Source organism: Parvibaculum lavamentivorans DS-1, from assembly GCF_000017565.1.
Lineage (GTDB): Bacteria > Pseudomonadota > Alphaproteobacteria > Parvibaculales > Parvibaculaceae > Parvibaculum > Parvibaculum lavamentivorans.
This window is the reverse complement of the sequence record NC_009719.1, coordinates 2,997,890-3,021,117: the sequence shown is the minus strand read 5'-3', so window position 1 is coordinate 3,021,117 and position 23,228 is coordinate 2,997,890. Positions and strand designations below refer to the sequence as shown.

Here is a 23,228-nt window from a genome sequence, read left to right as displayed (position 1 = left end):
TGACGCTCGGCCGCCACATTGACGCCGGCTACGGCCGTCACGCCGTCATCTACGCCTTCGGCACCTTCGCCCTCATCATCGTCCTGCGCGCTGTCGCCACCGGCGACGCCATGGTCGCCGTGCTGGCGAATGCGCTCGGCGCGCTCGGCGCCTGCCTCTATGTCCCGACGCTGATGACGGCCGTCTATACGCAGGCGAAGCGCGCGCCCTGCCCGCTCCGCTTCCACGTCGCCACCGAGGGTGGCTGGGACATCGGCGGCGCGAGCGGCCTTCTCACCGCCGCGCTCTGCGCCCACATGGGCCTCCCCATCTGGGTAGGTATCCTCATGTCGCTCCTGGGGGTGGCAGCCATGGTGGTCCTGTTGCAGCGCTATTATGCGCCCCGGCCGGGCTTGACTTACCCGTCCCCGTGAGTACTCTCCGCGCCAAATCGCTCGGGCATCCCGCGCGAACCGAATTTCGCGAGCCCTGCCAAGTGCTTGCCTAACCTCAAGGATTTCGCGCTATGGCGAAGCCAGCCTCCATCAAGATCAAGCTCGAGAGCACCGCCGACACGGGCTACTTCTACGTCACGAAGAAGAACAGCCGCACCATGACCGAAAAGATGGTCATCAAGAAATACGATCCCATCGCGCGCAAGCATGTCGAGTTCAAGGAAACCAAGATCAAATAAGGATCTTCGGTCCCGTCGCACATGCGGCCCTGGATACGAAAAGAGCCGGTCCCCTGAATGGAGACCGGCTCTTTTGCGTTCGCCCTCGAATAGTGGCCGGCCAGGGAATCGCGGCTTATCAGAGGAGGCCACTCCACAACCACGGACCCGGCCGGCCGTGCCCCGCGGACTCAGGAGATGCGGCGGACCTGAGCGCCCCACGAGGACACGCTTCGTTGCCCGAATACCGGTTCCAACTTGCCCCCCAGCAAGAAGCGGAACGGCCCAATGGCAACGAAACAAAGTAACCCATTAAATATAGCACGTGTTGCTGTCCCAATAAAGGAATAGCAAAGCCAATACGTGCCCGCCGCCGCGTTCAACTTCGTTAACCATGAATAAACAAGGTTAACGCACACATCGCTCCCAAAAACCAGCGCGAGAACTTTCCTGAAACTTTGGTTTTAGCGCCGGATTATTGGTACGGCCTCAGGCCGCCTCGGCGACCACGCGGTTTCGCCCGTCGCGTTTGGCGCGATAGAGCCCCTGGTCGGCGCGGCCGAGCAGCTTCGCCGCCGTGTCGTTCGGCCCTTCCGTCACCGCGATACCGATGCTCACCGTCACATCGAGCGTCCGCCCCGTCTCGTCGAGCTTGAACGGCCGGAGCGCCACGCCCTGACGCAGGCGTTCGGCCACCGTCATCGCATAAGTGAGGTCCGTATCCGGCATCACCACGACGAATTCCTCGCCGCCCAGCCGGCAGGCAAGGTCGATGCCGCGCACATTGGCCGAAATGCGGTCCGCGAATTCCTTCAGCACCTCGTCGCCCGCCTGGTGGCCATGCGTATCGTTCACGGCCTTGAAGTAATCGATGTCGAAAATCAGCAGCGCCACGGGCTTGCCGGTATTCGCCGCATCGTCGACCAGCGTCGCGAGATGGCCTTCCATGTAGCGCCGGTTATAGAGCCCGGTCAGCCCGTCGGTGATCGCGAGTTCGAGCCCCTGCTGGAACTTGTCGCGCAGATAATCCTGATAGCGTTTGCGGCGAAGCTGGCTGCGCGCCCGCGCGACGAGTTCGTTGCGCTCCACCGGCCGCACCAGATAATCGTTCACACCCATGTCGAGCGCGCGCACCAGGCGCCCCGTATCGCCCTCTTCCACGATCGCGAGAATGGGCGTCTGCCGCGTCGCTTCCAGCGAGCGCAGCTGCGAGCAGAGCCGCAGCCCGTCGAATTCCTGCAGCGTCAGGCTCACGATATGAAGATCGAAATTGCCGCTATTGGCGAGCTGCAGCAGCTCTTCCTGCGTCTCGGCAACCGTCACATTGTGTTCGCTCGCCAGCGTCTCGGTAATGCGCTTCAGCGATGTCGGCCGGTCGTCGATCGCAAGAATGCGCCCCGGCTCCGTCATCAGGAAATCGCCAGTCGTCCCCGCGCCCAGCGCGCCGATGCGCTGCCCCGTCGCCTCGCGCATGCGCAGCTCGTCTGTCACCATTTTCAGGCGGACAAGGCTGCGGACGCGCGCGAACAGCGCCAGATCGTTGAGCGGCTTTGTAAGAAAATCGTCGGCGCCGGCTTCCAGCCCCTGCACCCGGTCTTTCGGCTGGTCGAGCGCCGTCACCATCACGACGGGAATATGTTCCGTCTCCGGCATCGCCTTCAGCCGGCGACAGACCTCGAACCCGTCCATGCCCGGCATCATCACATCGAGAAGAATGATGTCCGGCTGCTGTTCCTTCGCCGCCTCCAGCGCCTCCGGCCCCGACGCGGCCTTGAACACGTCGAAATACTCGGCGGTGAGTTTCGCGTCGAGCAGCTTCAGATTGGCCGGAACGTCGTCGACGATAAGTACGCGCGCAGTCACAGGTTCTCTTTCCTTGTCGAAGAGAGAGCGGTCCGTGCCGGTATCAGCGCAGGAAGCGCTGAACCGTTTCCAGGAACTGTGTCACGGAGATCGGCTTGGAAATGTAGGCCTCGCAGCCACCTTCGCGGATCTTCTCCTCGTCGCCCTTCATGGCGAACGCGGTCACGGCGACAACCGGGATAGAGCGCAGGCTGTCGTCTTCCTTGATCCACTTCGTGACTTCGAGCCCGGAAACTTCCGGCAGTTGGATGTCCATGAGGATGAGGTCGGGCCGGTTCGTCCGCGCGATCTCGAGCGCCTCGATGCCGTCCCGCGTCTGCAGCGTTTCGTATCCATGCGCGTCCAAAAGATCGTGAAAGAGCTTCATGTTAAGCTCATTGTCTTCGACGATCAGGACCTTCTTAGACATTGCGTCCATAGCTCCAGAACTCCACTGCGGGCTAGCCCGTACTCGAAACCGCGAAACCCCGGTTTCTGGGGCCGACTCTCATATCTCTCTGATGGGTCATCTGACCCGAATATCGTTAACTAAGTCTTTAACCCCGGATCGCGGACCTCCCGCTTTCCTTCGGTTTTTCATTAAACTCCGCCTATGATTAAGTTTCTGTGTCCCCCGGCCCCGTTTCGCGCTCCATGTGTGTCGCGTTGCGGGAAAATGACGGAAAATCTCCCATGGAAAGAGACCAGGCCGAGCTTCTGGCCATCCGCGCCCTCGGGCATATCGCGGCCGACGAAGACCTGCTCGGCGATTTCCTCGCCCTGAGCGGCCTCGCGCCGGATGAATTGCGCGCCCGCGCCGGCGATGCCGATTTTCTCGGCGGCGTCCTCGATTACATGCTGGCGGACGAAGCGCGCCTTCTCGCCTTTTGCGAGGCCGAGGAGGTGAAGCCGCAATGGCCCGCCGCCGCCCGCCGCGCCCTTCCCGGCGGCGAGGAGGTCCATTGGGCATGAGCACGACAGACGATCCCGGCGCCACCGCCAGCGAAATCCCCGGCCCCCGCCCGGACATGCGCACCACCGCATCCGCGATGCGCGACCCGCTCGCCATCGACGAAACCGTCATCCCCCAGATCGACGCGCTCGATCTCGTGCGCGGCCGCCCGCTCATCGTCTCGGATGCGGATGAGGTGCTGATCCAGTTCGTCGTCGGCCTGGAGCGTTACCTCGAAACGCAAAAACTCTGGCTCGACCTCAAAAGCTTCGCCCTCACCGGCAATATCCGCCATGTCGGCACCAACGAGCCCTATGACGCTGCCGCCATGCCGGCCCTCCTCGAAGCCTTCTTCGAGGCCAGCACCCACGCCCTCGACATCGTGCCCGGCGCCGCCGAGGCGCTCGCCGCCCTGTCGGAGCGCGCGCAGATCGTCGTCTTGACCAACGTGCCGCTGGAATCCCGCGCCGCCCGCGCCGCCAGCCTCGCCGCGCAAGGCATCGACTATCCGGTCATCGCCAACAAGGGCCTCAAAGGCGGCGCCGTCCGCCGCATGGCCGAGCGCGTCGAGGCCCCCGTCCTCTTCCTCGACGACATCCCGCATAATCTCGCCTCTGTCGCCAAGGCCCACGCCCCCACCCACCTCATCCACTTCATCGCCGACCCCCGCCTCGCCAAACTCCTCGGCCCCGCCAAGGACAGCCACTTCCACACCGGCCACTGGCCGGACGCGCGGGCATTCATCGAGCAAAAGCTGACGGAAGAAGGTTTCTGACGAATAGCTTCTGAGCAAACCCAAAATAAAAGTGTCACCCCGGCGAAAGCCGGGGCCCATGGGCTTGTCCGCGTTCTCGAATTCTCGTTTCCCCTCTCCCCCATCCCGTCATTGCCGGGCTTGACCCGGCAATCCAGAAGCCGCGAAGCGGCGTCAGAAAAAGACTCTTCCACTTGAGGCACAACAAAACCCAAAAATAAAACTGTCATCCCAACTTCCCACCCTCCCCCTGCGGGAGTGTCAAACGGTCGAAGACCGTTTGGGGAGGGGTCGCGAAAGAATCCCGATCCACCCGCGAAAACCGGAATGACACCGCGTCTTTGATTTCCCCTCTCTTCGCCTCTGTGCCTCTGCGTGCCATCCCTCCCTTCAAACCTGCTATCCTCCGCGCAAAAAAGAGAGTCCCCCCATGCGCATCGGCATAGACCTCGGCGGCACAAAAATAGAAGCCCTCGCCCTCGACCACGCGGGCCATGAGCTTGCCCGCCGCCGCATCCCCGCCCCGCGCGGCGACTACGCCGCCACTATCGCCGCCATCCGCGATCTCGTCGCCGCCCTCGAATCCGAAACGGGAAAGACAGGCACCATCGGCATCGGTATGCCCGGCGCAATATCCCCCGCCACCGGCCTCGTGAAAAACGCCAACAGCACCTGGCTCATCGGCCATCCCTTCGGCTCCGATCTCGAAGCCGCCCTCGCCCGCCCCGTCCGCCTCGCGAATGACGCCGACTGCTTCGCCCTCTCCGAAGCCTCGGATGGCGCGGGGGCCGGCGCGCGCTCCGTTTTCGGCGTCATCCTCGGCACAGGCGTCGGCGGCGGCATCGTCATCAACGGCGCGCTTCTCTCAGGGCCAAATGCTATCGCCGGCGAATGGGGCCACAATCCGCTCCCCTGGATGCTCCCCGATGAATATCCGGGTACGGATTGTTATTGCGGCAAGAAGGGCTGCATCGAAACATGGGTGTCCGGCCCCGCCTTCGCCCGCGAATACGCGGCCGAAAATACCGACGCCCTGACACCGGAAGAAATCGCCGCCGCCGCGCTCGAAGGCGCCCGCCCCGCCCGCCTCGCCATCCGCCGCTATTCGGACCGCCTCGCCCGCACGCTGGCGCATATCGTCAACATCCTCGACCCTGAAGTCGTGGTCCTCGGCGGCGGCATGTCCAACATCGCCGCCCTCTACGAAGAAATCCCCGCCCGCTGGGGCGCCTACGTCTTCTCCGACAAGGTCGCCACAAACCTGCGCCCCCACCGCCACGGCGACAGCAGCGGCGTCCGCGGCGCCGCCTGGCTCTGGCCGGCAGACTGAAGAAACGGATACACGGAAGTTACCAAAAAGAAATTGTCATCCCGGCGAAAGCCGGGACCCATTGGTTCCCTCAGCAAGCGCGGCTACGCCCGGCCTCAACCGCGAAAAAGACAAACTTCCTTCAGCAACTCTCAAACTCGGCACCGCGAGTGGGTCCCGGCTTTCGCCGGGATGACACTGTTTATTTCTACACAGAATAAATATCCGTCATTGTGAGGAGCGAAGCGACGAAGCAATCCAGAAGCGGTAATCACCACCCCTCACTTCGGATCGAAAAAGATCGCCCTCTCCTTCACGCGCTTCACCTGCACGCGCTCCTCCGGCACCACGCGGATGCCCGTCGTCTCGTCGTCGAGCCAGATCGCAAGCCGCTCATTCGCCACCCCCGGAATGGAGCCTGAATCCGCGACGAAGCCGACCTTGTAGGTATGTCCCGCCTCCAAATTCACCAGCACCGGAAATTCCGCCACATCGCCGCTCCGATAGGTGAGAAGCAGCGCCCGCAATCCCGGCGCTACCTTGATCGGCGTTCCGGCCCGCCGCACGTCCTTGTCCGTATAGGCCCCGTCGATGGCCGAAACATGCGCCGTCGCCACGTCGAAGCCGAGTTCCGCTTCCGATCCCTTGATGAAAGCCGCCGCACTGTCCGGCAGCGATGGCGCTTCATATGGGGCGACAACCATGTCCGCGCCCCAAAGATGCCGCTTCGGCATCGCGATCTCGCCGCTCGCCTCATCCTCGATCCACGCGACAAGCATTCCCTGATGATCGCTCTCCGCCGGCAGGCGCTCCCACTTCGCCACGTAATGCGCGCCGTCCTTCGCCTCGAGCCGCGTATGCAGCGTCGTATAGCCCGTGATGCTGAAACCGATCAGCACCGAGTGAGGCCCGGGCGCAATCGGAATGGGCACATCGTAAAGCCGCGTCGACTGGCGGATCATCTCTCCGTCGAGCCCGGACACATATATGCCGTAGCTCGCAAGGCCGATCTTGTCGCGCCCGCCGCGAATGGATGCCGTCAGCGTCTCCGGCGCGGGCGCCGCCCGCTCCGGCGCGGCAGCGGCCGCGACAGGCGGCTGTGGCGGCGCCTTTGCCTGACATGCGGAAAGAAGCAGCGCGCCCGCCACAAGCGCGACACCGGAAAACCCGACCGAAAAAACTTTCAAGAAACCCCCCAACACCAAATCACCAACCCGCACCAATCCTAGCGGGAAAATCCTGCGCAGACACCCTTTCCACCCTCAACTTGGTGGAGGGTTGGAAGAGAGTCGTCCGCCCCGCCAACGCCACAAGTGATATACTGAAAACAATCAGTCCAACCCGGCGCCCGAATGACCACCACCACCCCCCAAGGCTTCTGCCGCGACTGCTTCGCCTCTGTGCCGCCGGAAGCGACCCGCTGCCCTGCCTGCAAGCGCCCGCGCCTGAAATTCCATCCCGAGCTTCACACCCTCACCATCGCGCACATGGATTGCGACGCCTTCTACGCCGCCGTCGAAAAGCGCGACAACCCGGAGCTGCGCGACAAGCCGCTCATCATCGGCGGCGGCACGCGCGGCGTCGTCTCCACCTGCTGCTACATCGCGCGAATTCGCGGCGTCCGCTCCGCCATGCCCATGTTCAAGGCGCTCGCCGCCTGCCCCGAAGCCGTCGTGATAAAGCCCGACATGACGAAATATGCGCGCGTCGCCCGCGACGTCCGCGCCCTGATGCGCGACCTGACGCCGCTCGTCGAGCCCGTCTCCATTGACGAGGCTTTTCTCGACCTCTCCGGCACCGAGCGCCTGCATCACGCGAGCGCGGCGATCAGCATGGCGCGCCTCGCCAAACGCATCGAGGACGAAATCGGTATCACCGTTTCCGTCGGCCTCAGCCACAACAAGTTCCTGGCGAAAATCGCCTCCGATCTCGACAAGCCGCGCGGCTTCGCCATCATCGGCCGCGAGGAAACATTGTCCTTCCTCGCCGAAAAACCCGTTTCCATGATCTGGGGCGTCGGCAAGGCGCTCGAAACCAAACTCGCCCGCGACGGCATCACGCGCATCGCCCATCTCCAGCGTATGGAGGAAAACGATCTCATGGCGCGCTACGGCTCGATGGGCCGCCGCCTTTCGCGTCTCTCGCGCGGCCTCGATACGCGCGGCGTCGAACCCGTCCATGAGGCAAAGAGCATTTCGTCCGAAACCACCTTCATGCGCGACATCGCGGATGCAGCCGAGCTCGACCGCAAGCTCTGGCCGCTCTGCGAAAAAGTCTCCGCCCGCGCCAAGGCCGCCGGCCTTTCCGGTTCGACCATCGTCCTGAAACTGAAGACCGCCGACTTCAAGACCCGCACCCGCAACCAGACGCTGCCGGATCCGACTCAGCTCGCGGAAGTCATCTACCGCATTGCCGCGCCCATGCTCGCGCGCGAGGCCACGGGGACAAGTTTTCGTCTTCTCGGGGTGGGGATTTCCGGTCTCGCCGATGGCGACCTCGCCGACCCGAACGACCTGCTCGACCCCGCCGCAACACGCCGCGCCGCCGCCGAGCGCGCCATGGACAAGCTGCGCGCAAAATTCGGGGATAAGTCCATCGTCAAGGGTCGCGGCCTGCGCCGGTGACGGCCGGGGATAAATCCGTCGCCGGGAATATAATCAGTACACGGATATTATTTGTGACGGTATGATGACGGTTCGATGACAGTCGAAAGCCGCTTGCGGAAAATGGCCGGAAACCGCCGGAAACGAATTGTGACAGTCAGCAGGAATCCGGCGCGAAATAAGTCAGCTCGCTGAGCCGGCCCTTGAGCTGCACATCGAGGTAATCAAGCGTCAGCTCGGCGGCTATCCCATTGGGAAACAAGACATATCCCATCTCGAAGCTCGGCACGCCTTCCCGGTCCGCCGGGTCGAAATAGCTGATGCGCACCGGCCAGGGCCGCATTGCCGAAAGCGATTTCCCTTCGCCTTCCACCTCCACACCCTCGCCAACCCATTGTTTCGACAAGGGTTTCCCGATGAAAGCCGTGGTCGGATTCTCTCCCGGCTCTGTCCCGTCAAACAGCGCCCTGCTGAAAACACGCTGTCCTGCTTGCGCTTTTTCGATCAGCGCGAGGTTGTAGGCGATGGGGAAGAGGACATCGCCCGGCATCGCCAGCGGCTCATCTCCCTCACGGAAAACCCGCACGCTTCCGCCATTTTTGTCGCGTTCGGCGCTTCCCTCTTCCTGTCCGGTCAGTTGCCCGTTGGTATATTCCGTCCGCGTGAACGTGAACTGGTCGCCATCCGCTGCCTCCCAGTAACTCAGCCGCACGTCATTGCTGACGCTGTCATCATCGACACCCGTTACATGCGTGACCACGCGCTGCAGCGACGTATAGCCCCCACATTTGGGGCCGCCGCGCCATTCGACCACCATCCGTCCACGGATGCCGGTAATATCGCTCACCGGCTGTGTCCGTCCGAGCGTGAGGTCATAGACCGCGCGATGCATCTGCAATGTCGGCGCCGCCTCCGCCGCCATGCTGCCGGCAATGATAAAAATGGCGGAAAACCGGGCTATTCTCAGGCTTCGCGTCAATTCAACCTCTTCCATACCTGCCCATGGGGCTTCTACGAGCTTACACCATCGGATAAACCATTGAGCCCACTCAAGGAAAGCCTTCCATGCCACGCCCGCGCATTCTCGTCACCCGCAAGCTTCCCCCGGCCGTCGAAGCCCGCGCCCAGCGGGACTACGAAGCCCTGCTAAATACCGATGATTGCTTGCTGAATCGCGATGAGCTCGTCGCCCGCGCGCAAGGGGCCGAGGGGCTTCTGGCTACGGTGACGGACCGTCTCGACGCAGCCCTCGTCGCGGCGCTACCCGTCAGTATACGGATCATTTCCACTTTCTCCGTCGGCTACGACCACATAGATATCCCCGCCGCTACCGCTCGTGGCATCGCCGTCACCAACACACCCGATGTACTCACGGACGCCACCGCCGAGATCGCCTTGCTGCTGATGCTCGGCGCCGCGCGCGGCGCAACACCCGCCATTTCCGCGCTCCGCGAAGGCCGCTGGAACAACTGGGCACCCACTGGAATGCTGGGGATCGAACTCGCGGGCAAGCGCCTAGGCATTCTCGGCCTCGGCCGCATCGGCCGCGCAACAGCGGCCCGCGCCCGCGCCTTCGGCATGGAAATCCACTATCACAGCCGCCGCCGCGTCTCGCCGGAACTGGAGGCGGGCGCGACCTATCACGCTGATCCCGCTGCGCTTTTTCGTGTTTCCGATGTCCTGTCCATCCATTGCGCCTCGACGCCGGAGACGCGCTGCCTCGTCAATCGCGACACCCTCGCCCTCCTCCCGCCGAACGCGATCGTCGTCAATACGGCGCGCGGCGACATCGTGAATGACGACGCCCTGATCGAAGCCCTGTCGTCCGGACGCATTGCAGCAGCGGGGCTCGACGTCTTCAACAACGAGCCGAACTTCCATCCCGGATATCTGGCTCTTTCCAACGCTTTTCTGCTTCCCCATCTCGGCAGCGCCACGCTCGAAACGCGCAACGCCATGGGCTTCCGCGCACTCGACAACCTCGATGCCTTCTTCGCCGGCCGTCCTCCATCGGACCTGGTGGCCGGATGATCCGCATCGCGCTGGCCGCCGCTCTTTTTGCGCTTTCCGCCTGCGATTCCAAGCCCTTGCGCGATTGCGAAGACTGCCCGGCGCTCGTTTTGCTTAAGCCCGGAAGCTTCATGCGCGGCAGCCTCGAAAGCGATCCGGCTGCGGACGAAGCCGAGTTCCCGCGCCATGAAGTCCGCATCCTCCGTCCTTTCGCCATGGCCGCCACCGCCGTAACCGTCGCCGAATTCGCGGCCTTCATCGCCGCGACGAGCCACACCCCGGAAAACGGCTGTCACACCCTCACCGCCGACGGCTGGCGCCTCGATCCCGAGGCAAACTGGCGCAATCCGGGCTTTCCTCAAGGCCCGTCGCACCCCGTCGTCTGCCTCTCCTGGCACGACGCCACGGCCTACGCCGCCTGGATGTCTGAAAAAACCGGGAAAAACTACCGCCTGCCAAACGAAGCCGAATGGGAATACGCCGCCCGCGGCGGCACCGCCGGCACGAATTTCTGGGGCGAAGACGACCGCCTCGCTTGCGACTACGCCAACGTCAACGACCTCACCGCCAAGAACAAGGTCGCAAAAGTCGCGGAGCCCTGCACCGACGGCTTCCTGCACACGAGCCCCGTCGCAAGTTTCCGGCCCAATCCTGCGGGCCTTTACGACATGGTGGGCAACGCTTGGGTATGGCTTTCCGATTGCTGGCTCGGCGACTACAAGCTCGGTCCGCGCGACGGCACGCCGGCCACCGCCGTAAACTGCCAGATCCGCGCCCTTCGCGGCGGTTCATGGACAGATACGCCAGGGCCGGTCCGCATCGCGGCTCGCGAAAGCCGGCTTGCGGGGGAGCGTCTGGCGATAGCCGGTTTCCGCCTCGCCAGAGATGCCGACTAGGCCTCAACTTGCCCGGCCAGCACCGCTCACCCGGCATATTTTACCCAGTTATCAGGCGAGCCTTCCGGCACAACCCATTGATTTATAATGGTTTCCAGTGTGGCCAAGCCCTTGCATCGCACAGGCTGATACACACGGCTTTGAAGGGGTCGCAGTCAGCTGCGAATGGAGCAATGGCCTACGTGAAAAGAGCGATGGGAACAGGAACCGGCGATGGCGCGGGATCATCCGCCTTCAACGACGCCAGATTTCCCTCCGATCCGCAGACGGAACGTTTCCGCCAGAGTCTCGCCGCCGCACAGCGCAACCCGACCACCAGGCATCTTCTGTCGCGCGCCCTCGCCTATGCCGATGAAAGCGAAACCCGCATCGTCGAGCTCACCGCGCGCATCCGGCAGCTGGAAGCTCTCGCCCATACAGATGAACTGACGGGCCTTCTCAATCGCCGCGGTTTCGACGATGTCCTGCGCCGCAACCTGCTGAGCGCCGCGCGTTATGAAGAAGCGGGACTTTTTGCCTATATCGATCTCAACGACTTCAAGTCGATCAATGATCGCTACGGCCATACGGCCGGCGACGAGGTTCTCCGCGCCGTCGGCTCATTCCTCAGCCGCAGCATCCGCGCCACGGACTATGCGGCCCGCCTCGGCGGCGACGAATTTGCCATCCTCTTCGTCCGCGCGGACCACAAACGCGCCCGCGAACGGGCCCGCGAAATGCTGCGGGGCATCGCCGACCTTGAGATATCCTGCAAATCGCACCGAATTTCCGTCACGGCCAGCCTGGGTCTTGCCAGTTACAATGGCGAAACCTGCCAGGCGGACCTGATCGAACGGGCCGACCGCGCCATGTATGCGGATAAAAAAAGCGGTGGCCGCGCCATGCGTTTGACGACGCACGGCTGACGGATCATTTCAGCGCCTGCCCCTTGGGTTGCTGCTGCGTGATGCAATGGATCGAGCCGCCGCCCCGCGCTATCTCAAGTGCTGGCACGGACACGATTTTTCGCCCCGGAAACGCTTCAGCCATGACAGCTGCAGCCTTCTGGTCGTTCGGATCTTCATAGGTCGGCATCACGACCCCTCCATTGGCGATATAGGCATTTACGTAGGATGTGCAGAGGCGGCGCCCATCCTCGCGCTTGAGATTCCGCTTCGGCTGCGGAATTTCGATGACTTCCAGCTTCTGCCCCCTTGCGTCCCGGACCGCCTCAAGCCGCGCCCTGTTTTCCTGCATGCGCGCGTAGTTGGGATCACTTTTATCCTCGGGCATGTGAAGCAACACACGCCCCGCCCCGGCAAAAGACGCAACCATGTCGACATGACCGCTCGTTTCGTCGTCCTCCAGCCCCTGATCGAGCCAGATGATCCGGGCCACCCCCAGATTCAGAGCCAGGGCTTCCTCGATCTGCTGGCGGGTGAGCCCAGGATTGCGGTTATCGTTGAGCAGGCACTCCTCTGTCGTCAGCAGAGTCCCATAGCCATCGACCGAGATTGAACCTCCCTCGAAAACCATCCCGCCCTGATATTTCCTCATGCCAAGCCGCTCGAGAATGACCCCGCCCACCGCCGCGTCAGCATCGTAATTGTGATAGGCATTGCCCCATGCATTGAAGCGCCAATGCGTACCAGCCACATGTCCCTTGCCGTCGATGACGAAGATCGGCCCCGAATCACGAGCCCAGCTGTCATCAATCGGAAGAGCGACAGTCTCGACATTGCGCCCGCATGCAAGCCGCACCTGAGCCTCATCTTCCGGCTTGCACACCATACTGACGGGCTCAAATGATGAAATCGCCCGAGCCACCTGTGCATAAGCCGCATAGGCCTGCGGCAGACGCTCGCCCCACACCTCGGTTCGACAAGGCCACTGCATCCAGCAACGCTCATGCGGCTCCCATTCGGCAGGCATGAACAGCCCCTCATCGGCCGGTGTCCGCGTTTCATTCATCTGGTGTCTTTCCCGGGGTTTCGTGCCTGCGCATTAGACGCTAGGTATAACGTCCATAACCAATGCGGCAACAGCGGTATGAGGAGATAAGCCATGGCCGGAAAAACAGACGCGCGCCTTGCGGAACTCGGTATTGAACTGCCCGCCCCCGCCGCACCTGCGGGAACCTATGTTCCCTACGTTGTCACCGGCAATCTCGTCTTCATCTCCGGCCAGGGGCCCATGGGGCCGAAGGGCATCGAGTTTCAGGGCAAGGTGGGGAAAGATCACGACGCCGAAGCGGGCAAAGCTGCGGCACGCCTGACCATGATAAATGTCCTCGCCCAATTGAAGGCCGCCTGCGGCGGCGATCTGGACCGCGTGACCCGATGCGTGAAGCTGCTGGGTTTCGTGAACGCAACGCCCGATTTCGATCAACAGCCGGCGGTCATCAACGGAGCATCGGATCTTCTGGTCGAGGTTTTCGGGGATAAAGGCAGGCATGCGCGTTCGGCCGTTGCGGCACCCTCTCTCCCTTTCCAGATTACCGTCGAAATCGAGGCCATTTTCGAGATCGCCTAGGCCTTTCCTCTAATCTAGACTCCCGGCATGGGTGACAGCGAACAAGCCATTATCCGCATTGTCGACAGCATCGGTGCAGTTGCCCCCGAAAGATGGGATGCATGCGCCAACCCGCCTGGTGCGCCGGCCAACCCCTTCGTTTCACATGCCTTTCTCGCGTCTCTCGAGGAAAGCGGCTCCGCCACACGTCGCACCGGCTGGCTACCACAGCACTCCTTACTGGAGGACGACCAAGGCAACCTCGCCGGCTGCATGCCGCTCTATTTGAAAAATCATAGCCGCGGCGAATATGTTTTTGATCACGGCTGGGCAAACGCCTTCGAAAACGCAGGCGGCCGCTACTATCCGAAGCTGCAATGCTCCGTCCCTTTCACCCCTGCAAGCGGGCCTCGCCTACTGGTGCCGCAGGGACCCGGACGCGAAGCTGCAGAAGAAGCGCTGATTGCCGGAGCGGTCGAATATGGCAACCGCCTTGGCGTCTCCTCATTACACCTCACATTTCTGCCGGAGCGGCAGTGGGCACATCTCGGCAAGATCGGGCTGTTGCAACGAACCGACCAGCAATTTCACTGGCATAATCGAGGCTATAGCTCTTTCGACGATTTCCTCGCCGACCTTTCCTCGCGAAAACGCAAGATGATCCGCAAGGAACGTGAGCGGGCCCTTGAAAACGGTGTAACCGTCGAATGGATCACCGGCGGCGACCTGACAGAAGACCACTGGGACGCTTTCTTCGCGTTCTATATGGATACCGGCGCGCGCAAATGGGGTACGCCCTACCTTACCCGCGAGTTCTTCAGCTTGATCGGCGAACGGATGGCGGCGCAAACACTCCTCATAATGACGAAGCGAAATGGCCGTTATATTGCCGGTGCATTGAACTTCATTGGCGGCGACGCCCTCTACGGCAGAAACTGGGGCTGTCTCGAGCACCACCCCTTCCTGCATTTTGAATGTTGCTACTACCAGGCAATAGACTTCGCCATCAATCATGGCTTGGCACGCGTCGAAGCCGGCGCACAAGGCGAGCACAAGCTGGCGCGTGGCTATATGCCGTCCCGTACATACAGCGCGCACTGGATCGCCAACGCTTCTTTCCGGGATGCCGTCGACGAGTATCTGTCCCGCGAGCGCCAGCATGTTGACCGGGATATTGCAGTACTTGGCGAATACGCACCCTTCCGGCACGATGACAGCGACGAACACAAAGAGGATGATTTCTGACAGTGGCTTACGATCAAAACAACATTTTTGCGAAGATTCTCCGGGGCGAAGCCCCGTGCTTCAAAGTCTATGAAGACGACATGACTCTTTCTTTCATGGATGTGATGCCACAAGCCGAAGGACACACTCTTGTCATTCCGAAATACCCGGCCGAGAACATCTACGACCTGGACGCAGAATATGCCGGCGCTATGGCGAAGACGGTGAAAAAGATTGCCGCTGCGGTCAAATTGGCCTTCAACGCACCGGGTATCCTTGTTGCACAACTCAACGGAGCTGCGGCCGGGCAGACCGTCTTTCACATTCACACCCATATTATTCCGCGCTCTCAAGGTATTGACCTGAAGCTGCATGCGCGCGAGATAGCGGATTTCGAAGAACTCAAGAAAAATGCTGAAAAAATAAGAGCCGCAATTCAGTAAGAAAAATGTTGGGGGGAGAAGATCATGAAATGCCTGAACGGGGCGGCGATTGCCGCAGTAATATTGTTTACGGCTGCTTGTTCCGAAAACGATGAGTACACGCAAAGCGCCGTGACTCCGCCTTCGCCGTTTCATGGCATTCACGGCATCACGGTCACAAAGGAAGGCAAGATTCTGGCGGGCAGCGTCTTCGGGCGCGCTATCTACGAGATCGACGGAGAAACCGGGGAAACAAGCATATATGAAGCGCCACCCGAGGGGATGGCCGATGATCTTGAGCAAGGCCCTGACGGTACACTCGCGTGGACTGCGTTTCTCGACGGTAAGGTATATGCACGACGGACAGATGGCACGTTGCTGACGCTCGCCGAGGGCTTGCCGGGTCTCAACTCCCTCGCATGGACCGACGATGGCCGGCTATTCGCTACCCAGGTATTTCTCGGCGACGCACTTTACGAACTCGACCCGTCAGGAGAAGCAGCGCCGCGAAAAATCATGGAGGGCATGGGCGGGCTGAACGGTTTTGACTTCGGGCCCGACAGAAAACTTTACGGCCCCCTCTGGTTCAAAAAGCAGATCGTGCGCGTAGACGTCGATGCAGGAACGCTCGAAATCGTTGCCGAGGGCTTCAAAACGCCAGCCGCGGCAAACTTCAATACGAAAGGCGAACTCTTCGTTGTCGATACCGAAGCCGGTCACGTCTATACCGTGGAAACGGCCACTGGAGAAAAGACGCTGATATCCGAGGTGGCGCCAGCGATCGACAATCTTGCTTTCGACAATGAAGACAACCTCTATATCACCAACATGGCGGATAATGCCGTCATTGAAATCGACACATCGACCGGCGAAGCCCGCACAATCGTTTCCGGCACACTCGCCGTCGCTGGTGGCATCGCATTCGGAAACACAGATGCTGATGCCGGCCTTTATGTCGCCGATCTTTTCGCATTACGAAAAGTTGCCCCGGAAGATGGCTCCGTCACGGAAATGGCCCGCGTTTGGTCTTCGGAGATCGATTATCCGCTCAGCGTAACTGTTGCCAACGGAACAATTGCGGTCGCGGCGTTGACGGCCGGCGCTGTACAGGTGTTCGACCAGGAAAGCGGTGAGTCGTTAGGCCTCCATCATGGCTTCACGACACCGGCCGACGCCATTGCCCTTCCCGATGGCGATGTTCTCGTCTCGGAATATGCGCGCGGCGCTGTTGTCCGCGTCGATGGCAACGATTGGTCCAAACGAAATGACCTAGCCACCGGCCTTGGCGGTCCCGCAATGATGAAGCTCGATGGCAGTGGTCATCTTTATGTAAGCGAACATCAGGGCGGCAGCATCGCCCGCATCGACATCGAAAGCGGAGAGCGCACCGTCGTGGCCGAAGGACTGTCGGCGCCGGAGGGCTTCGACGTCACCCCGGATGGCCGTCTGGTCGTAGCTGAGGTCGGCGCGAAACGCATCGTTATCATCGATATCAAGAGCGGAGAAAAGGTAACGGTGAAAGAAAATCTCCCTATCGGCTTTGAAGGGCCGGAATCCGCTCCGGCGATCTTCATTCCTACCGGCGTCGCCGTCGCACCGAACGGAGATATTTATTACTCGTCCGACATCGACGTGGCGATTTATAGACTGAAGAAAGGCTGACCCTGCCGTTGGGTTGTCCCTCAAACAAAAGGCCGCCATGGCGACATGGCGGCCTCATCATTCACGTGCCAACCAACCGCTACATGTGGAAGGCGACGAACTTGTTACCATCGAGATCGCGGAAGTAACCGCCATAGAAGGTGCCGCCACGCAAACCGGGAGCCCCTTCATCAGAACCTCCCAAGCTCAGCGCCTTCGCATGAATTTTATTCACAGCCTCCTGCGAGCCCGCGGCTAGCGCGACCATGACGCCGTTGCCGAAGTTTGCCTTGTTGCCATCGTAAGGCTTGGTGATCGCCAACATAGGGCCCGCACCGTTGCTCCACCCTATGAAGCGGCCCGGATCGGACATGGCACGCTTGGCACCCAGATCCTCGAGCAATGCGTCATAGAAGTTTGCGGCCCGGTCGAGATCATTCGTGCCGAGCATCACATAGCCGATCATTTGTCGCCTCCCATTTAATTTGTGTACGTAGATAAGCAGAAAAAAAGGCGGGCACGAAATCAAACTTTCGTGCCCGCCCTGAATTTTCAATTTGGTTCTTCTGCCGTCCTCAATCCACCAGCAAAGGAACCTTGGGTACGGTACCGCCGCCCGACCCAGGCCCGCCCGAGCCGTCACCCGGCTTGCGCGCACCCGGCTTCTTGGGACCTCCGCTCTGACTCTTCGGAACGACCGCCTCGATATCGAAAGCGAGAGCATCGTCCTTCACAGTCACGATCACATGCCCGCCCTTGACGAGCCGTCCAAAGAGCACTTCATCAGCAAGCGGCTTCTTGATGTTCTCCTGAATAACGCGAGCAAGCGGGCGCGCGCCCATCTGCTCGTCATAGCCGCGCTCTGCGAGCCAGCTATTCGCCTCAGGCGTGAGTTCGATCGTGACATTGCGATCCGCCAGTTGCACTTCCAACTGCAGAACAAACTTTTCCACCACCTGAGCGATGACTTCCTGCGGCAGATGCCCAAAAGGAATCACTGCATCGAGACGATTGCGAAACTCCGGTGTGAAGAGCCGTTTGATTGCATCCTCGTCGTCACCCGTACGCTTTTTCTGGGCAAAGCCTATGGTCGGCTTCGCCATATCCGCAGCGCCCGCATTCGTCGTCATGATAAGGACGACATTGCGGAAATCGATCTTCTTGCCGTTGTGATCCGTAAGTTTGCCGTGATCCATCACCTGCAAAAGAATATTGAAAAGATCCGGATGCGCCTTTTCAATTTCGTCGAGCAACAGCACGCAATGAGGATGCTGATCGACGCCGTCCGTCAAGAGACCGCCCTGGTCAAAACCAACATAGCCGGGCGGCGCACCTATGAGGCGCGACACTGTGTGTCGCTCCATGTACTCCGACATATCGAAGCGAAGCATTTCCACGCCAAGCACCGATGCGAGCTGACGCGCCACTTCGGTCTTTCCCACACCGGTCGGGCCTGAGAAGAGGTAGCAGCCGATAGGCTTTTCCGCTTCGCGCAGACCAGCGCGGGCCAGCTTGATTGAAGCTGCCAGCGCATCGATTGCGGCATTCTGCCCAAAGACCACTCGCTTCAGTTCGGTGTCCAGATCCTTCAGCTTTTCAGTGTCGCTCTTGGATACAGATTTCGGCGGAATTCGCGCCATCGTGGCGATAACGGCTTCAATCTCGGCGACACCAATCGTTTTCTTCCGGCGAGACTCCGGCAAGAGCATCTGCGAAGCGCCCGCTTCGTCGATAACATCAATCGCCTTATCCGGCAGCTTGCGGTCGTGCATATACTTTGCGGACAGGTCTACGGCCGCCTTTACGGCATCGTTCGTGTAGCGGACCTTGTGGAACTCCTCGAAATAAGGCTTCAGCCCCTTCAGTATTTTGATCGTGTCTGGCACGGACGGCTCTGCCACGTCGATCTTCTGGAACCGCCGCACCAGCGCACGGTCCTTCTCGAAGTGCTGCCTGTACTCCTTGTAGGTAGTCGACCCGATACAACGCACTGAGCCGCTCGCCAGCGCGGGCTTGAGCAGATTCGAAGCATCCATGGCCCCGCCGCTCGTCGCCCCCGCTCCGATCACGGTATGGATTTCATCGATGAACATGATGGCCCCTGGATAGGCCTCAATCTCCTTGATGACCGCCTTGATGCGCTCCTCGAAATCACCCCGATACCGCGTTCCGGCAAGCAAGGTCCCCATGTCGAGCGAGAAGATCGTCGCATTGCGCAGCACCTCCGGCACTTCGCCCTTCACGATGCGGCGCGCCAGCCCCTCCGCAATGGCCGTCTTGCCCACCCCCGGATCGCCTACGAAAAGCGGATTGTTTTTCGAGCGGCGGCAAAGGATCTGGATAGTCCGCTCCACCTCTCGCTCGCGGCCAATCAGCGGATCGATTTTACCCTGCTTCGCCTTGTCGTTGAGATTGACGCAGTAATTGTCGAGAGCTTCCGTCGTGCGCTCCTTGCGTGTCCGCTCTCCAGTCTCCGGCTCTTCCTGCGCACCACGCACGGGACGCGTTTCGCTCATATCGCCGCGTTTCGCGATACCGTGACTGATATAGTTCACCGCGTCGTAGCGGGTCATATCCTGCTCCTGCAGGAAGTAGGCCGCATGGCTCTCCCGTTCGGCGAACATGGCGACGAGTACGTTTGCTCCCGTCACTTCCTCACGCCCGGAAGATTGCACATGAATGACGGCACGCTGAATCACGCGCTGGAAACCTGCCGTGGGCTTTGAGTCCTCGCCGTTCTCGACCACGAGGCTGGACAGTTCGTTGTCGACATAATTGGTGAGTTGCTGCCGCAACATGTCCATATCGACATTGCAGGCGCGCATTACAGCCGCGGCATCCTGATCATCCATCAGCGAAAGCAGAAGATGTTCCAGGGTTGCGTATTCATGATCCCGCTCATTAGCAAGGGCGAGCGCGCGGTGAAGGCCCTCTTCTAGGCTGCGTGAAAACGTCGGCACTTCCGGACCTTCCCTTCTGCTGAACCAAAGAACAGCTATAACGCGCTACTACTCTCTCTCCATCGTACACTGGAGCGGGTGCTGATGCTGCTGCGCAAAATCCATCACCTGCGTCACCTTCGTCTCCGCCACCTCATAGGTATAGAGGCCGCAAATGCCGACTCCGTGCTGATGAACATGAAGCATGATGACCGTCGCCTCATCCCGTCCCTTGTTAAAAAAACGCTCCAGAACGTGAACGACGAATTCCATTGGTGTGTAGTCGTCGTTTAGCAGCAGCACCTTGTAAAGCGATGGCTTTTTGGTTTTCGGCTTCGTCTTCGTGATGACGCCGGTACCTGCGCCTCCGTCTTCATCACCGCGCCGCCTATCGTCAGACATCCCCGTTCCTGCCGAAATCTCCTGCAATGTCGGAACGCCGAATTGCCCGTGCGTTCCGTCACCACGTCTTTTCCACCAACCCATTAGATAGTCGAACATTGGCAAATTCAAAGCCCATCCTGATCTATAACGGCGCCTCTCGGCGATTTTGCGGCGCTTTCGGGCCGGCGGTTCGGCTCTGATCACAATCATGCGACCGTCGCCGCGAGGACAAGGTCTCGCACGGCCTCCGAGAGGGATGGCCTAGTTTCCAGCTGCTCTTAAAACCAGGTCAAAGACATGCTGGCGCCCCCAGCTACGCCTATGCCGATTCCAGCGCGGCCTTCCAGCCGAATTAGCATTTTGTTAACCTTGTTAACAAATTGGTAATACCTACAAAATATCGTCACCCCATGCTGCCAAGCGCTTAGGACCACTACGATTTTCACGATTTTTGGTGTCGGGGGCCTTCGCAATTAGTGGTTCTCGCAGTACAGTTTTGTCGGGACAGGTTTGAGTGGCACGCACAGGCAGGGCGGGCCCAATAAGAGGGGTTAGAGTGATATGCAGGGGTCTGCGCCCACGAGTTTTGCGCGCATTTCCTTAGGCCGAAGCAAGTCTTCGGGTGGATTTTGCCTGATTTGCTTGTTTTTACTCTTCGGCCTTTTGGTCGCCGCGCCGGTACAGGCAGCAGCTCCCAAAGAAGCAGCGCTCGTAATCGATGCCTATTCAGGCAAGGTCCTCTACGCCCGTAGCGCCGACGAATATCGCTACCCCGCCTCCCTCACCAAGGTGATGACCCTGTATCTTCTGTTCGAGAAGCTGCAGGCCGGTGAAGTTACCCTGAAATCCCGCATAACAATGACGCCCCGCGGCGCCGGAATGCCCCCGTCCAAGCTTGGTTTGCGGGCCGGCCAGACACTCAGTGTCGAAGACGCCATTCTTGCTCTCGTAACGCGCTCGGCAAACGACGTCGCGTCGGCCACTGGCGCCTTTATCGCCGGCACGGAAGACGACTTTGCAGCCTTGATGACGAAGAAGGCGCGTGCGCTGGGCATGACGCGCACCACATATAAAAACGCTTCCGGCCTTCCAAACAGCGCCCAAAAGACGACGGCACGAGACCAGGCAACGCTTGCCAAACGCATTCGGGAAGATTTTCCACAGTATTATCACTATTTCAGCACTGAATACTTCGCCTGGGGCAAGGCCCGTATCCGCAACCACAACCGGCTGCTGGGCGAGTACAAGGGCACTACCGGCCTGAAAACTGGCTATACAAACGCTTCCGGCTTCAACCTCACAGCCACTGTGGAACGAGACAATAAGTTCCTGATCGGTGTTGTGATGGGAGGCAAGCAGGCGAAGCTGCGCGACGCGCACATGATCGAAATTCTGGATCGCGCCATGCCCAGCGCCATCGCGATGAAGAACGGCAGCACTCTCATGGCTGCAAATACCGGCCCGGCGCCGAAGCCCGTTCTTCGTCCGCTCGGTCTCGCACCTGAAGAAGACCGCGCCGCGCTTCTTCAACTGGCTTCCTCCATCGAGGATCAGAGCGACACAATACCGGCTCAAGACAATTTGTCCGCTGACCTGCCCGCCCCTGTACAGACGGTGCTTCTGGCTCCGGCCCCGCAGCAGCCAGCGACGCCGGCCCAGCCCGTGGTCCTGCCGGTTGCCGCCCCCGAACAGCAAGCCGCACCGGCGGCTCCCGTCGATACTGTCACCGCATATGCGGTCGCAGCCCTTCGATCGGCGGAGGGACCGGTCCGGCAGGCCGGCCGCGAGATTGGCAACTTCCTGGTAGCGCCCGCCAATGCGAGCGTTAGCCCTGAAGCCGCGGCAAACCCTCTGCTCCGGACCGCAGCAAACGACCCGACTCGGCGCGAGCCTGCCTCCGCTCAGTCATGGCGTGACGGAGATCCGCTTATCCCTGAGGGAACCTGGATCATCCAGATAGGCGCTTATGCCGAGCAATCGGATGCGGTCGACAGCATCCGCAAAGCGATGCGCGCTGCCCCGGCAGAACTTGGCGAAGCGGTGCCAGTTACCATTCCGGTAAAAACCGCCAACAACCGCACTCTCTATCGCTCGCGATTTGGGGGCTTCGATGGCGAAAATGCGGCTCGCAACGCCTGCGGACGCCTTGCCCGTCAAGCCATTCAGTGCATTCCCATCCCGCCTTCGAACTGGAGCCTGCCACAAACGGCCGATGACGCGGAAAGACGGCGCGGCTAAAGAATCTGCGCGGCCTGTCGCCTTTCCTCGATCGGAAGCTGCAATGCGTCCACCAAAGCTCGCACCTCCGCCCGCGCGGCCACGTGTGACATGGACATTTGGGTATCGACCCCCTCTTCCCGCAAGTCCAACAGCGTGAGGCCCGAGGGAAACATTTCTCGAAAGATGACCCTTTCGCCAAAACCCGGGCCACTACGAAAGCCGATCCGGTCAGCAAGCGCTCCAAGCACAGCTTCGACACGCCGCTTGTTTTTGGCATCGAGATGGGAGAGGCGGTTCCGGATGACAACCCAGTCTATCTCTCCCCCATCGCGCACAGCACGACGCTTGCGGCTCTCCCACACCATTTCACTATAAACGCTCGGCCCCTTTATTCGATAAGTCTGCGGGTCGACGCGACCCAACAAATCGAAATCGACAAAGCTGTCGTTCATGGGCGTGAGCAGTGTATCGGCACGCGCATGTCCCAGCCGCGAAAGATAGCTGTCGCTTCCAGGACAATCGATGACGATGAAGTCATTGACCGCTGCCAGCCGGGCCATGGCTGCATCCAGCTCCGCTTCCTCAGCGGCGTTGGCCTCGCTCACATTTCCGAGAGCAGATCGCGAAATCACGATGTGGTCCGGCATGACGAGATTCACGCCAGCCGCATCCGCCCATGCCTTTCGGTTTTCCACATATCGCGTCAACGATCGCTGACGTCCATCCAGGTCAATGGACCCAACTCGCAAGCCTTCATGAAGAAGAAGCGCGATGACATGCATCGCAGTCGTCGTCTTACCGGACCCGCCCTTTTCGTTGCCCAGAACAACAACATGAGCGGGCACGCGCTCTCGCAAGCCGACTGTCATAAGCCCCCGCCAATTCCGCCG

At 60.7% G+C, this 23,228-nt stretch carries 23 protein-coding genes; 14 read left to right on the top strand and 9 right to left on the bottom strand.

The window, feature by feature from the left end; translation table 11 throughout:
• Window positions 1-110: 110 nt before the first annotated feature.
• Complete coding sequence (locus PLAV_RS14305; RefSeq protein ID WP_012111740.1) at window positions 111-413, top strand: hypothetical protein; 303 nt, start codon at window positions 111-113, stop codon at window positions 411-413.
• Between the two features lie 92 nt (window positions 414-505).
• Window positions 506-673: a 50S ribosomal protein L33 gene (gene rpmG / locus PLAV_RS14300; protein WP_012111739.1), complete on the top strand. Its 168-nt coding sequence runs from the start codon at window positions 506-508 to the stop codon at window positions 671-673.
• Window positions 674-1,141: 468 nt separating this feature from the next.
• Here rpmG and PLAV_RS14295 read toward each other — a convergent pair whose 3' ends face one another.
• Window positions 1,142-2,515 (bottom strand): PleD family two-component system response regulator, encoded by a 1,374-nt coding sequence (locus tag PLAV_RS14295; protein ID WP_012111738.1) that lies wholly within the window; start codon window positions 2,513-2,515, stop codon window positions 1,142-1,144.
• A 43-nt stretch (window positions 2,516-2,558) separates the two neighbouring features.
• Window positions 2,559-2,924 (bottom strand): response regulator, encoded by a 366-nt coding sequence (locus tag PLAV_RS14290; RefSeq protein ID WP_041536031.1) that lies wholly within the window; start codon window positions 2,922-2,924, stop codon window positions 2,559-2,561.
• A 263-nt stretch (window positions 2,925-3,187) separates the two neighbouring features.
• On the opposite strand from PLAV_RS14290, the gene PLAV_RS14285 reads away from it, so the two are divergent.
• The 3 genes from PLAV_RS14285 to PLAV_RS14275 all read left to right on the top strand — a co-directional run bounded on the left by PLAV_RS14285 (window position 3,188) and on the right by PLAV_RS14275 (window position 5,530).
• Window positions 3,188-3,466 carry a DUF3572 domain-containing protein gene (locus PLAV_RS14285; RefSeq protein WP_041536030.1) on the top strand — a complete coding sequence of 93 codons (279 nt, stop codon included), beginning with the start codon at window positions 3,188-3,190 and terminating at the stop codon, window positions 3,464-3,466.
• On the top strand, window positions 3,463-4,221 hold the full coding sequence (locus tag PLAV_RS14280; RefSeq protein ID WP_012111735.1) for a hypothetical protein: 759 nt from the start codon (window positions 3,463-3,465) through the stop codon (window positions 4,219-4,221). The genes PLAV_RS14285 and PLAV_RS14280 overlap by 4 nt, the downstream gene beginning before the upstream one ends.
• Before the next feature lie 409 nt (window positions 4,222-4,630).
• Window positions 4,631-5,530 (top strand): ROK family protein, encoded by a 900-nt coding sequence (locus tag PLAV_RS14275; protein ID WP_012111734.1) that lies wholly within the window; start codon window positions 4,631-4,633, stop codon window positions 5,528-5,530.
• Window positions 5,531-5,790: 260 nt separating this feature from the next.
• On the opposite strand, the gene PLAV_RS14270 is transcribed toward PLAV_RS14275, so the two are convergent.
• Window positions 5,791-6,696 (bottom strand): hypothetical protein, encoded by a 906-nt coding sequence (locus PLAV_RS14270; protein ID WP_143710231.1) that lies wholly within the window; start codon window positions 6,694-6,696, stop codon window positions 5,791-5,793.
• 165 nt (window positions 6,697-6,861) lie between these two features.
• On the opposite strand from PLAV_RS14270, the gene PLAV_RS14265 reads away from it, so the two are divergent.
• Window positions 6,862-8,133, top strand: coding sequence for a DNA polymerase IV (locus tag PLAV_RS14265; RefSeq protein WP_012111732.1), 1,272 nt, complete (start codon window positions 6,862-6,864; stop codon window positions 8,131-8,133).
• Between the two features lie 136 nt (window positions 8,134-8,269).
• Here PLAV_RS14265 and PLAV_RS14260 read toward each other — a convergent pair whose 3' ends face one another.
• Window positions 8,270-9,091: a cell envelope integrity EipB family protein gene (locus tag PLAV_RS14260; protein WP_012111731.1), complete on the bottom strand. Its 822-nt coding sequence runs from the start codon at window positions 9,089-9,091 to the stop codon at window positions 8,270-8,272.
• Window positions 9,092-9,177: 86 nt separating this feature from the next.
• Here PLAV_RS14260 and PLAV_RS14255 point away from each other — a divergent pair, with 86 nt between their 5' ends.
• The 3 genes from PLAV_RS14255 to PLAV_RS14245 all read left to right on the top strand — a co-directional run bounded on the left by PLAV_RS14255 (window position 9,178) and on the right by PLAV_RS14245 (window position 11,923).
• Entirely contained in the window at window positions 9,178-10,143 is a 966-nt protein-coding gene (locus tag PLAV_RS14255) for a 2-hydroxyacid dehydrogenase (protein ID WP_012111730.1), read from the top strand.
• Window positions 10,140-11,018, top strand: a complete 879-nt coding sequence (locus PLAV_RS14250) for a formylglycine-generating enzyme family protein (RefSeq protein WP_012111729.1) — start codon at window positions 10,140-10,142, stop codon at window positions 11,016-11,018. Before PLAV_RS14255 ends, PLAV_RS14250 begins: the two co-directional genes overlap by 4 nt.
• A 173-nt stretch (window positions 11,019-11,191) precedes the next feature.
• Window positions 11,192-11,923: a GGDEF domain-containing protein gene (locus PLAV_RS14245; RefSeq protein WP_168713205.1), complete on the top strand. Its 732-nt coding sequence runs from the start codon at window positions 11,192-11,194 to the stop codon at window positions 11,921-11,923.
• Window positions 11,924-11,927: 4 nt separating this feature from the next.
• On the opposite strand, the gene PLAV_RS14240 is transcribed toward PLAV_RS14245, so the two are convergent.
• The gene (locus tag PLAV_RS14240; protein ID WP_012111727.1) at window positions 11,928-12,968 is read right to left on the bottom strand and encodes an agmatine deiminase family protein; all 1,041 of its coding nucleotides are present in this window, start codon (window positions 12,966-12,968) and stop codon (window positions 11,928-11,930) included.
• Window positions 12,969-13,061: 93 nt separating this feature from the next.
• Here PLAV_RS14240 and PLAV_RS14235 point away from each other — a divergent pair, with 93 nt between their 5' ends.
• The 4 genes from PLAV_RS14235 to PLAV_RS14220 are packed head-to-tail and all read left to right on the top strand — an operon-like array spanning window position 13,062 to window position 16,816.
• Complete coding sequence (locus tag PLAV_RS14235) at window positions 13,062-13,529, top strand: RidA family protein (RefSeq protein WP_012111726.1); 468 nt, start codon at window positions 13,062-13,064, stop codon at window positions 13,527-13,529.
• 27 nt (window positions 13,530-13,556) lie between these two features.
• Window positions 13,557-14,753 (top strand): GNAT family N-acetyltransferase, encoded by a 1,197-nt coding sequence (locus PLAV_RS14230; protein WP_012111725.1) that lies wholly within the window; start codon window positions 13,557-13,559, stop codon window positions 14,751-14,753.
• Between the two features lie 2 nt (window positions 14,754-14,755).
• The gene (locus PLAV_RS14225; protein ID WP_012111724.1) at window positions 14,756-15,175 is read left to right on the top strand and encodes an HIT family protein; all 420 of its coding nucleotides are present in this window, start codon (window positions 14,756-14,758) and stop codon (window positions 15,173-15,175) included.
• 24 nt (window positions 15,176-15,199) lie between these two features.
• Window positions 15,200-16,816: an outer membrane protein assembly factor BamB family protein gene (locus PLAV_RS14220; protein WP_012111723.1), complete on the top strand. Its 1,617-nt coding sequence runs from the start codon at window positions 15,200-15,202 to the stop codon at window positions 16,814-16,816.
• Window positions 16,817-16,895: 79 nt separating this feature from the next.
• On the opposite strand, the gene PLAV_RS14215 is transcribed toward PLAV_RS14220, so the two are convergent.
• From PLAV_RS14215 to clpS, 3 genes are all read right to left on the bottom strand, one after another.
• Window positions 16,896-17,261 carry a VOC family protein gene (locus PLAV_RS14215; protein ID WP_012111722.1) on the bottom strand — a complete coding sequence of 122 codons (366 nt, stop codon included), beginning with the start codon at window positions 17,259-17,261 and terminating at the stop codon, window positions 16,896-16,898.
• A 109-nt stretch (window positions 17,262-17,370) separates the two neighbouring features.
• The gene (gene clpA / locus PLAV_RS14210) at window positions 17,371-19,755 is read right to left on the bottom strand and encodes an ATP-dependent Clp protease ATP-binding subunit ClpA (RefSeq protein WP_012111721.1); all 2,385 of its coding nucleotides are present in this window, start codon (window positions 19,753-19,755) and stop codon (window positions 17,371-17,373) included.
• Window positions 19,756-19,803: 48 nt separating this feature from the next.
• Complete coding sequence (clpS, locus tag PLAV_RS14205; protein WP_012111720.1) at window positions 19,804-20,136, bottom strand: ATP-dependent Clp protease adapter ClpS; 333 nt, start codon at window positions 20,134-20,136, stop codon at window positions 19,804-19,806.
• A gap of 543 nt (window positions 20,137-20,679) precedes the next feature.
• Between clpS and PLAV_RS14200 the strand changes: the two genes are divergently transcribed.
• Window positions 20,680-22,356 (top strand): serine hydrolase, encoded by a 1,677-nt coding sequence (locus PLAV_RS14200; protein WP_012111719.1) that lies wholly within the window; start codon window positions 20,680-20,682, stop codon window positions 22,354-22,356.
• On the opposite strand, the gene PLAV_RS14195 is transcribed toward PLAV_RS14200, so the two are convergent.
• Window positions 22,353-23,207 carry a division plane positioning ATPase MipZ gene (locus tag PLAV_RS14195; protein WP_012111718.1) on the bottom strand — a complete coding sequence of 285 codons (855 nt, stop codon included), beginning with the start codon at window positions 23,205-23,207 and terminating at the stop codon, window positions 22,353-22,355. The two genes, PLAV_RS14200 and PLAV_RS14195, sit on opposite strands and share 4 nt — an antisense overlap.
• Window positions 23,208-23,228: the final 21 nt, after the last annotated feature.

Excerpts from the sequence above, each read along its gene's own strand:
- PLAV_RS14250 (WP_012111729.1), top strand. The coding sequence starts at position 10,140 with ATGATCCGCATCGCGCTGGCCGCCGCTCTTTTTGCGCTTTCCGCCTGC.
- clpS (WP_012111720.1), bottom strand. The coding sequence starts at position 20,136 with ATGTCTGACGATAGGCGGCGCGGTGATGAAGACGGAGGCGCAGGTACC.
- PLAV_RS14195 (WP_012111718.1), bottom strand. The coding sequence starts at position 23,207 with ATGACAGTCGGCTTGCGAGAGCGCGTGCCCGCTCATGTTGTTGTTCTG.
- PLAV_RS14200 (WP_012111719.1), top strand. The coding sequence starts at position 20,680 with ATGCAGGGGTCTGCGCCCACGAGTTTTGCGCGCATTTCCTTAGGCCGA.
- PLAV_RS14220 (WP_012111723.1), top strand. The coding sequence starts at position 15,200 with ATGAAATGCCTGAACGGGGCGGCGATTGCCGCAGTAATATTGTTTACG.
- PLAV_RS14285 (WP_041536030.1), top strand. The coding sequence starts at position 3,188 with ATGGAAAGAGACCAGGCCGAGCTTCTGGCCATCCGCGCCCTCGGGCAT.
- PLAV_RS14235 (WP_012111726.1), top strand. The coding sequence starts at position 13,062 with ATGGCCGGAAAAACAGACGCGCGCCTTGCGGAACTCGGTATTGAACTG.
- PLAV_RS14245 (WP_168713205.1), top strand. The coding sequence starts at position 11,192 with ATGGCCTACGTGAAAAGAGCGATGGGAACAGGAACCGGCGATGGCGCG.
- PLAV_RS14305 (WP_012111740.1), top strand. The coding sequence starts at position 111 with ATGGTCGCCGTGCTGGCGAATGCGCTCGGCGCGCTCGGCGCCTGCCTC.
- PLAV_RS14215 (WP_012111722.1), bottom strand. The coding sequence starts at position 17,261 with ATGATCGGCTATGTGATGCTCGGCACGAATGATCTCGACCGGGCCGCA.
- PLAV_RS14240 (WP_012111727.1), bottom strand. The coding sequence starts at position 12,968 with ATGAATGAAACGCGGACACCGGCCGATGAGGGGCTGTTCATGCCTGCC.
- PLAV_RS14265 (WP_012111732.1), top strand. The coding sequence starts at position 6,862 with ATGACCACCACCACCCCCCAAGGCTTCTGCCGCGACTGCTTCGCCTCT.
- rpmG (WP_012111739.1), top strand. The coding sequence starts at position 506 with ATGGCGAAGCCAGCCTCCATCAAGATCAAGCTCGAGAGCACCGCCGAC.
- PLAV_RS14280 (WP_012111735.1), top strand. The coding sequence starts at position 3,463 with ATGAGCACGACAGACGATCCCGGCGCCACCGCCAGCGAAATCCCCGGC.
- PLAV_RS14255 (WP_012111730.1), top strand. The coding sequence starts at position 9,178 with ATGCCACGCCCGCGCATTCTCGTCACCCGCAAGCTTCCCCCGGCCGTC.
- PLAV_RS14275 (WP_012111734.1), top strand. The coding sequence starts at position 4,631 with ATGCGCATCGGCATAGACCTCGGCGGCACAAAAATAGAAGCCCTCGCC.
- PLAV_RS14290 (WP_041536031.1), bottom strand. The coding sequence starts at position 2,924 with ATGTCTAAGAAGGTCCTGATCGTCGAAGACAATGAGCTTAACATGAAG.
- PLAV_RS14230 (WP_012111725.1), top strand. The coding sequence starts at position 13,557 with ATGGGTGACAGCGAACAAGCCATTATCCGCATTGTCGACAGCATCGGT.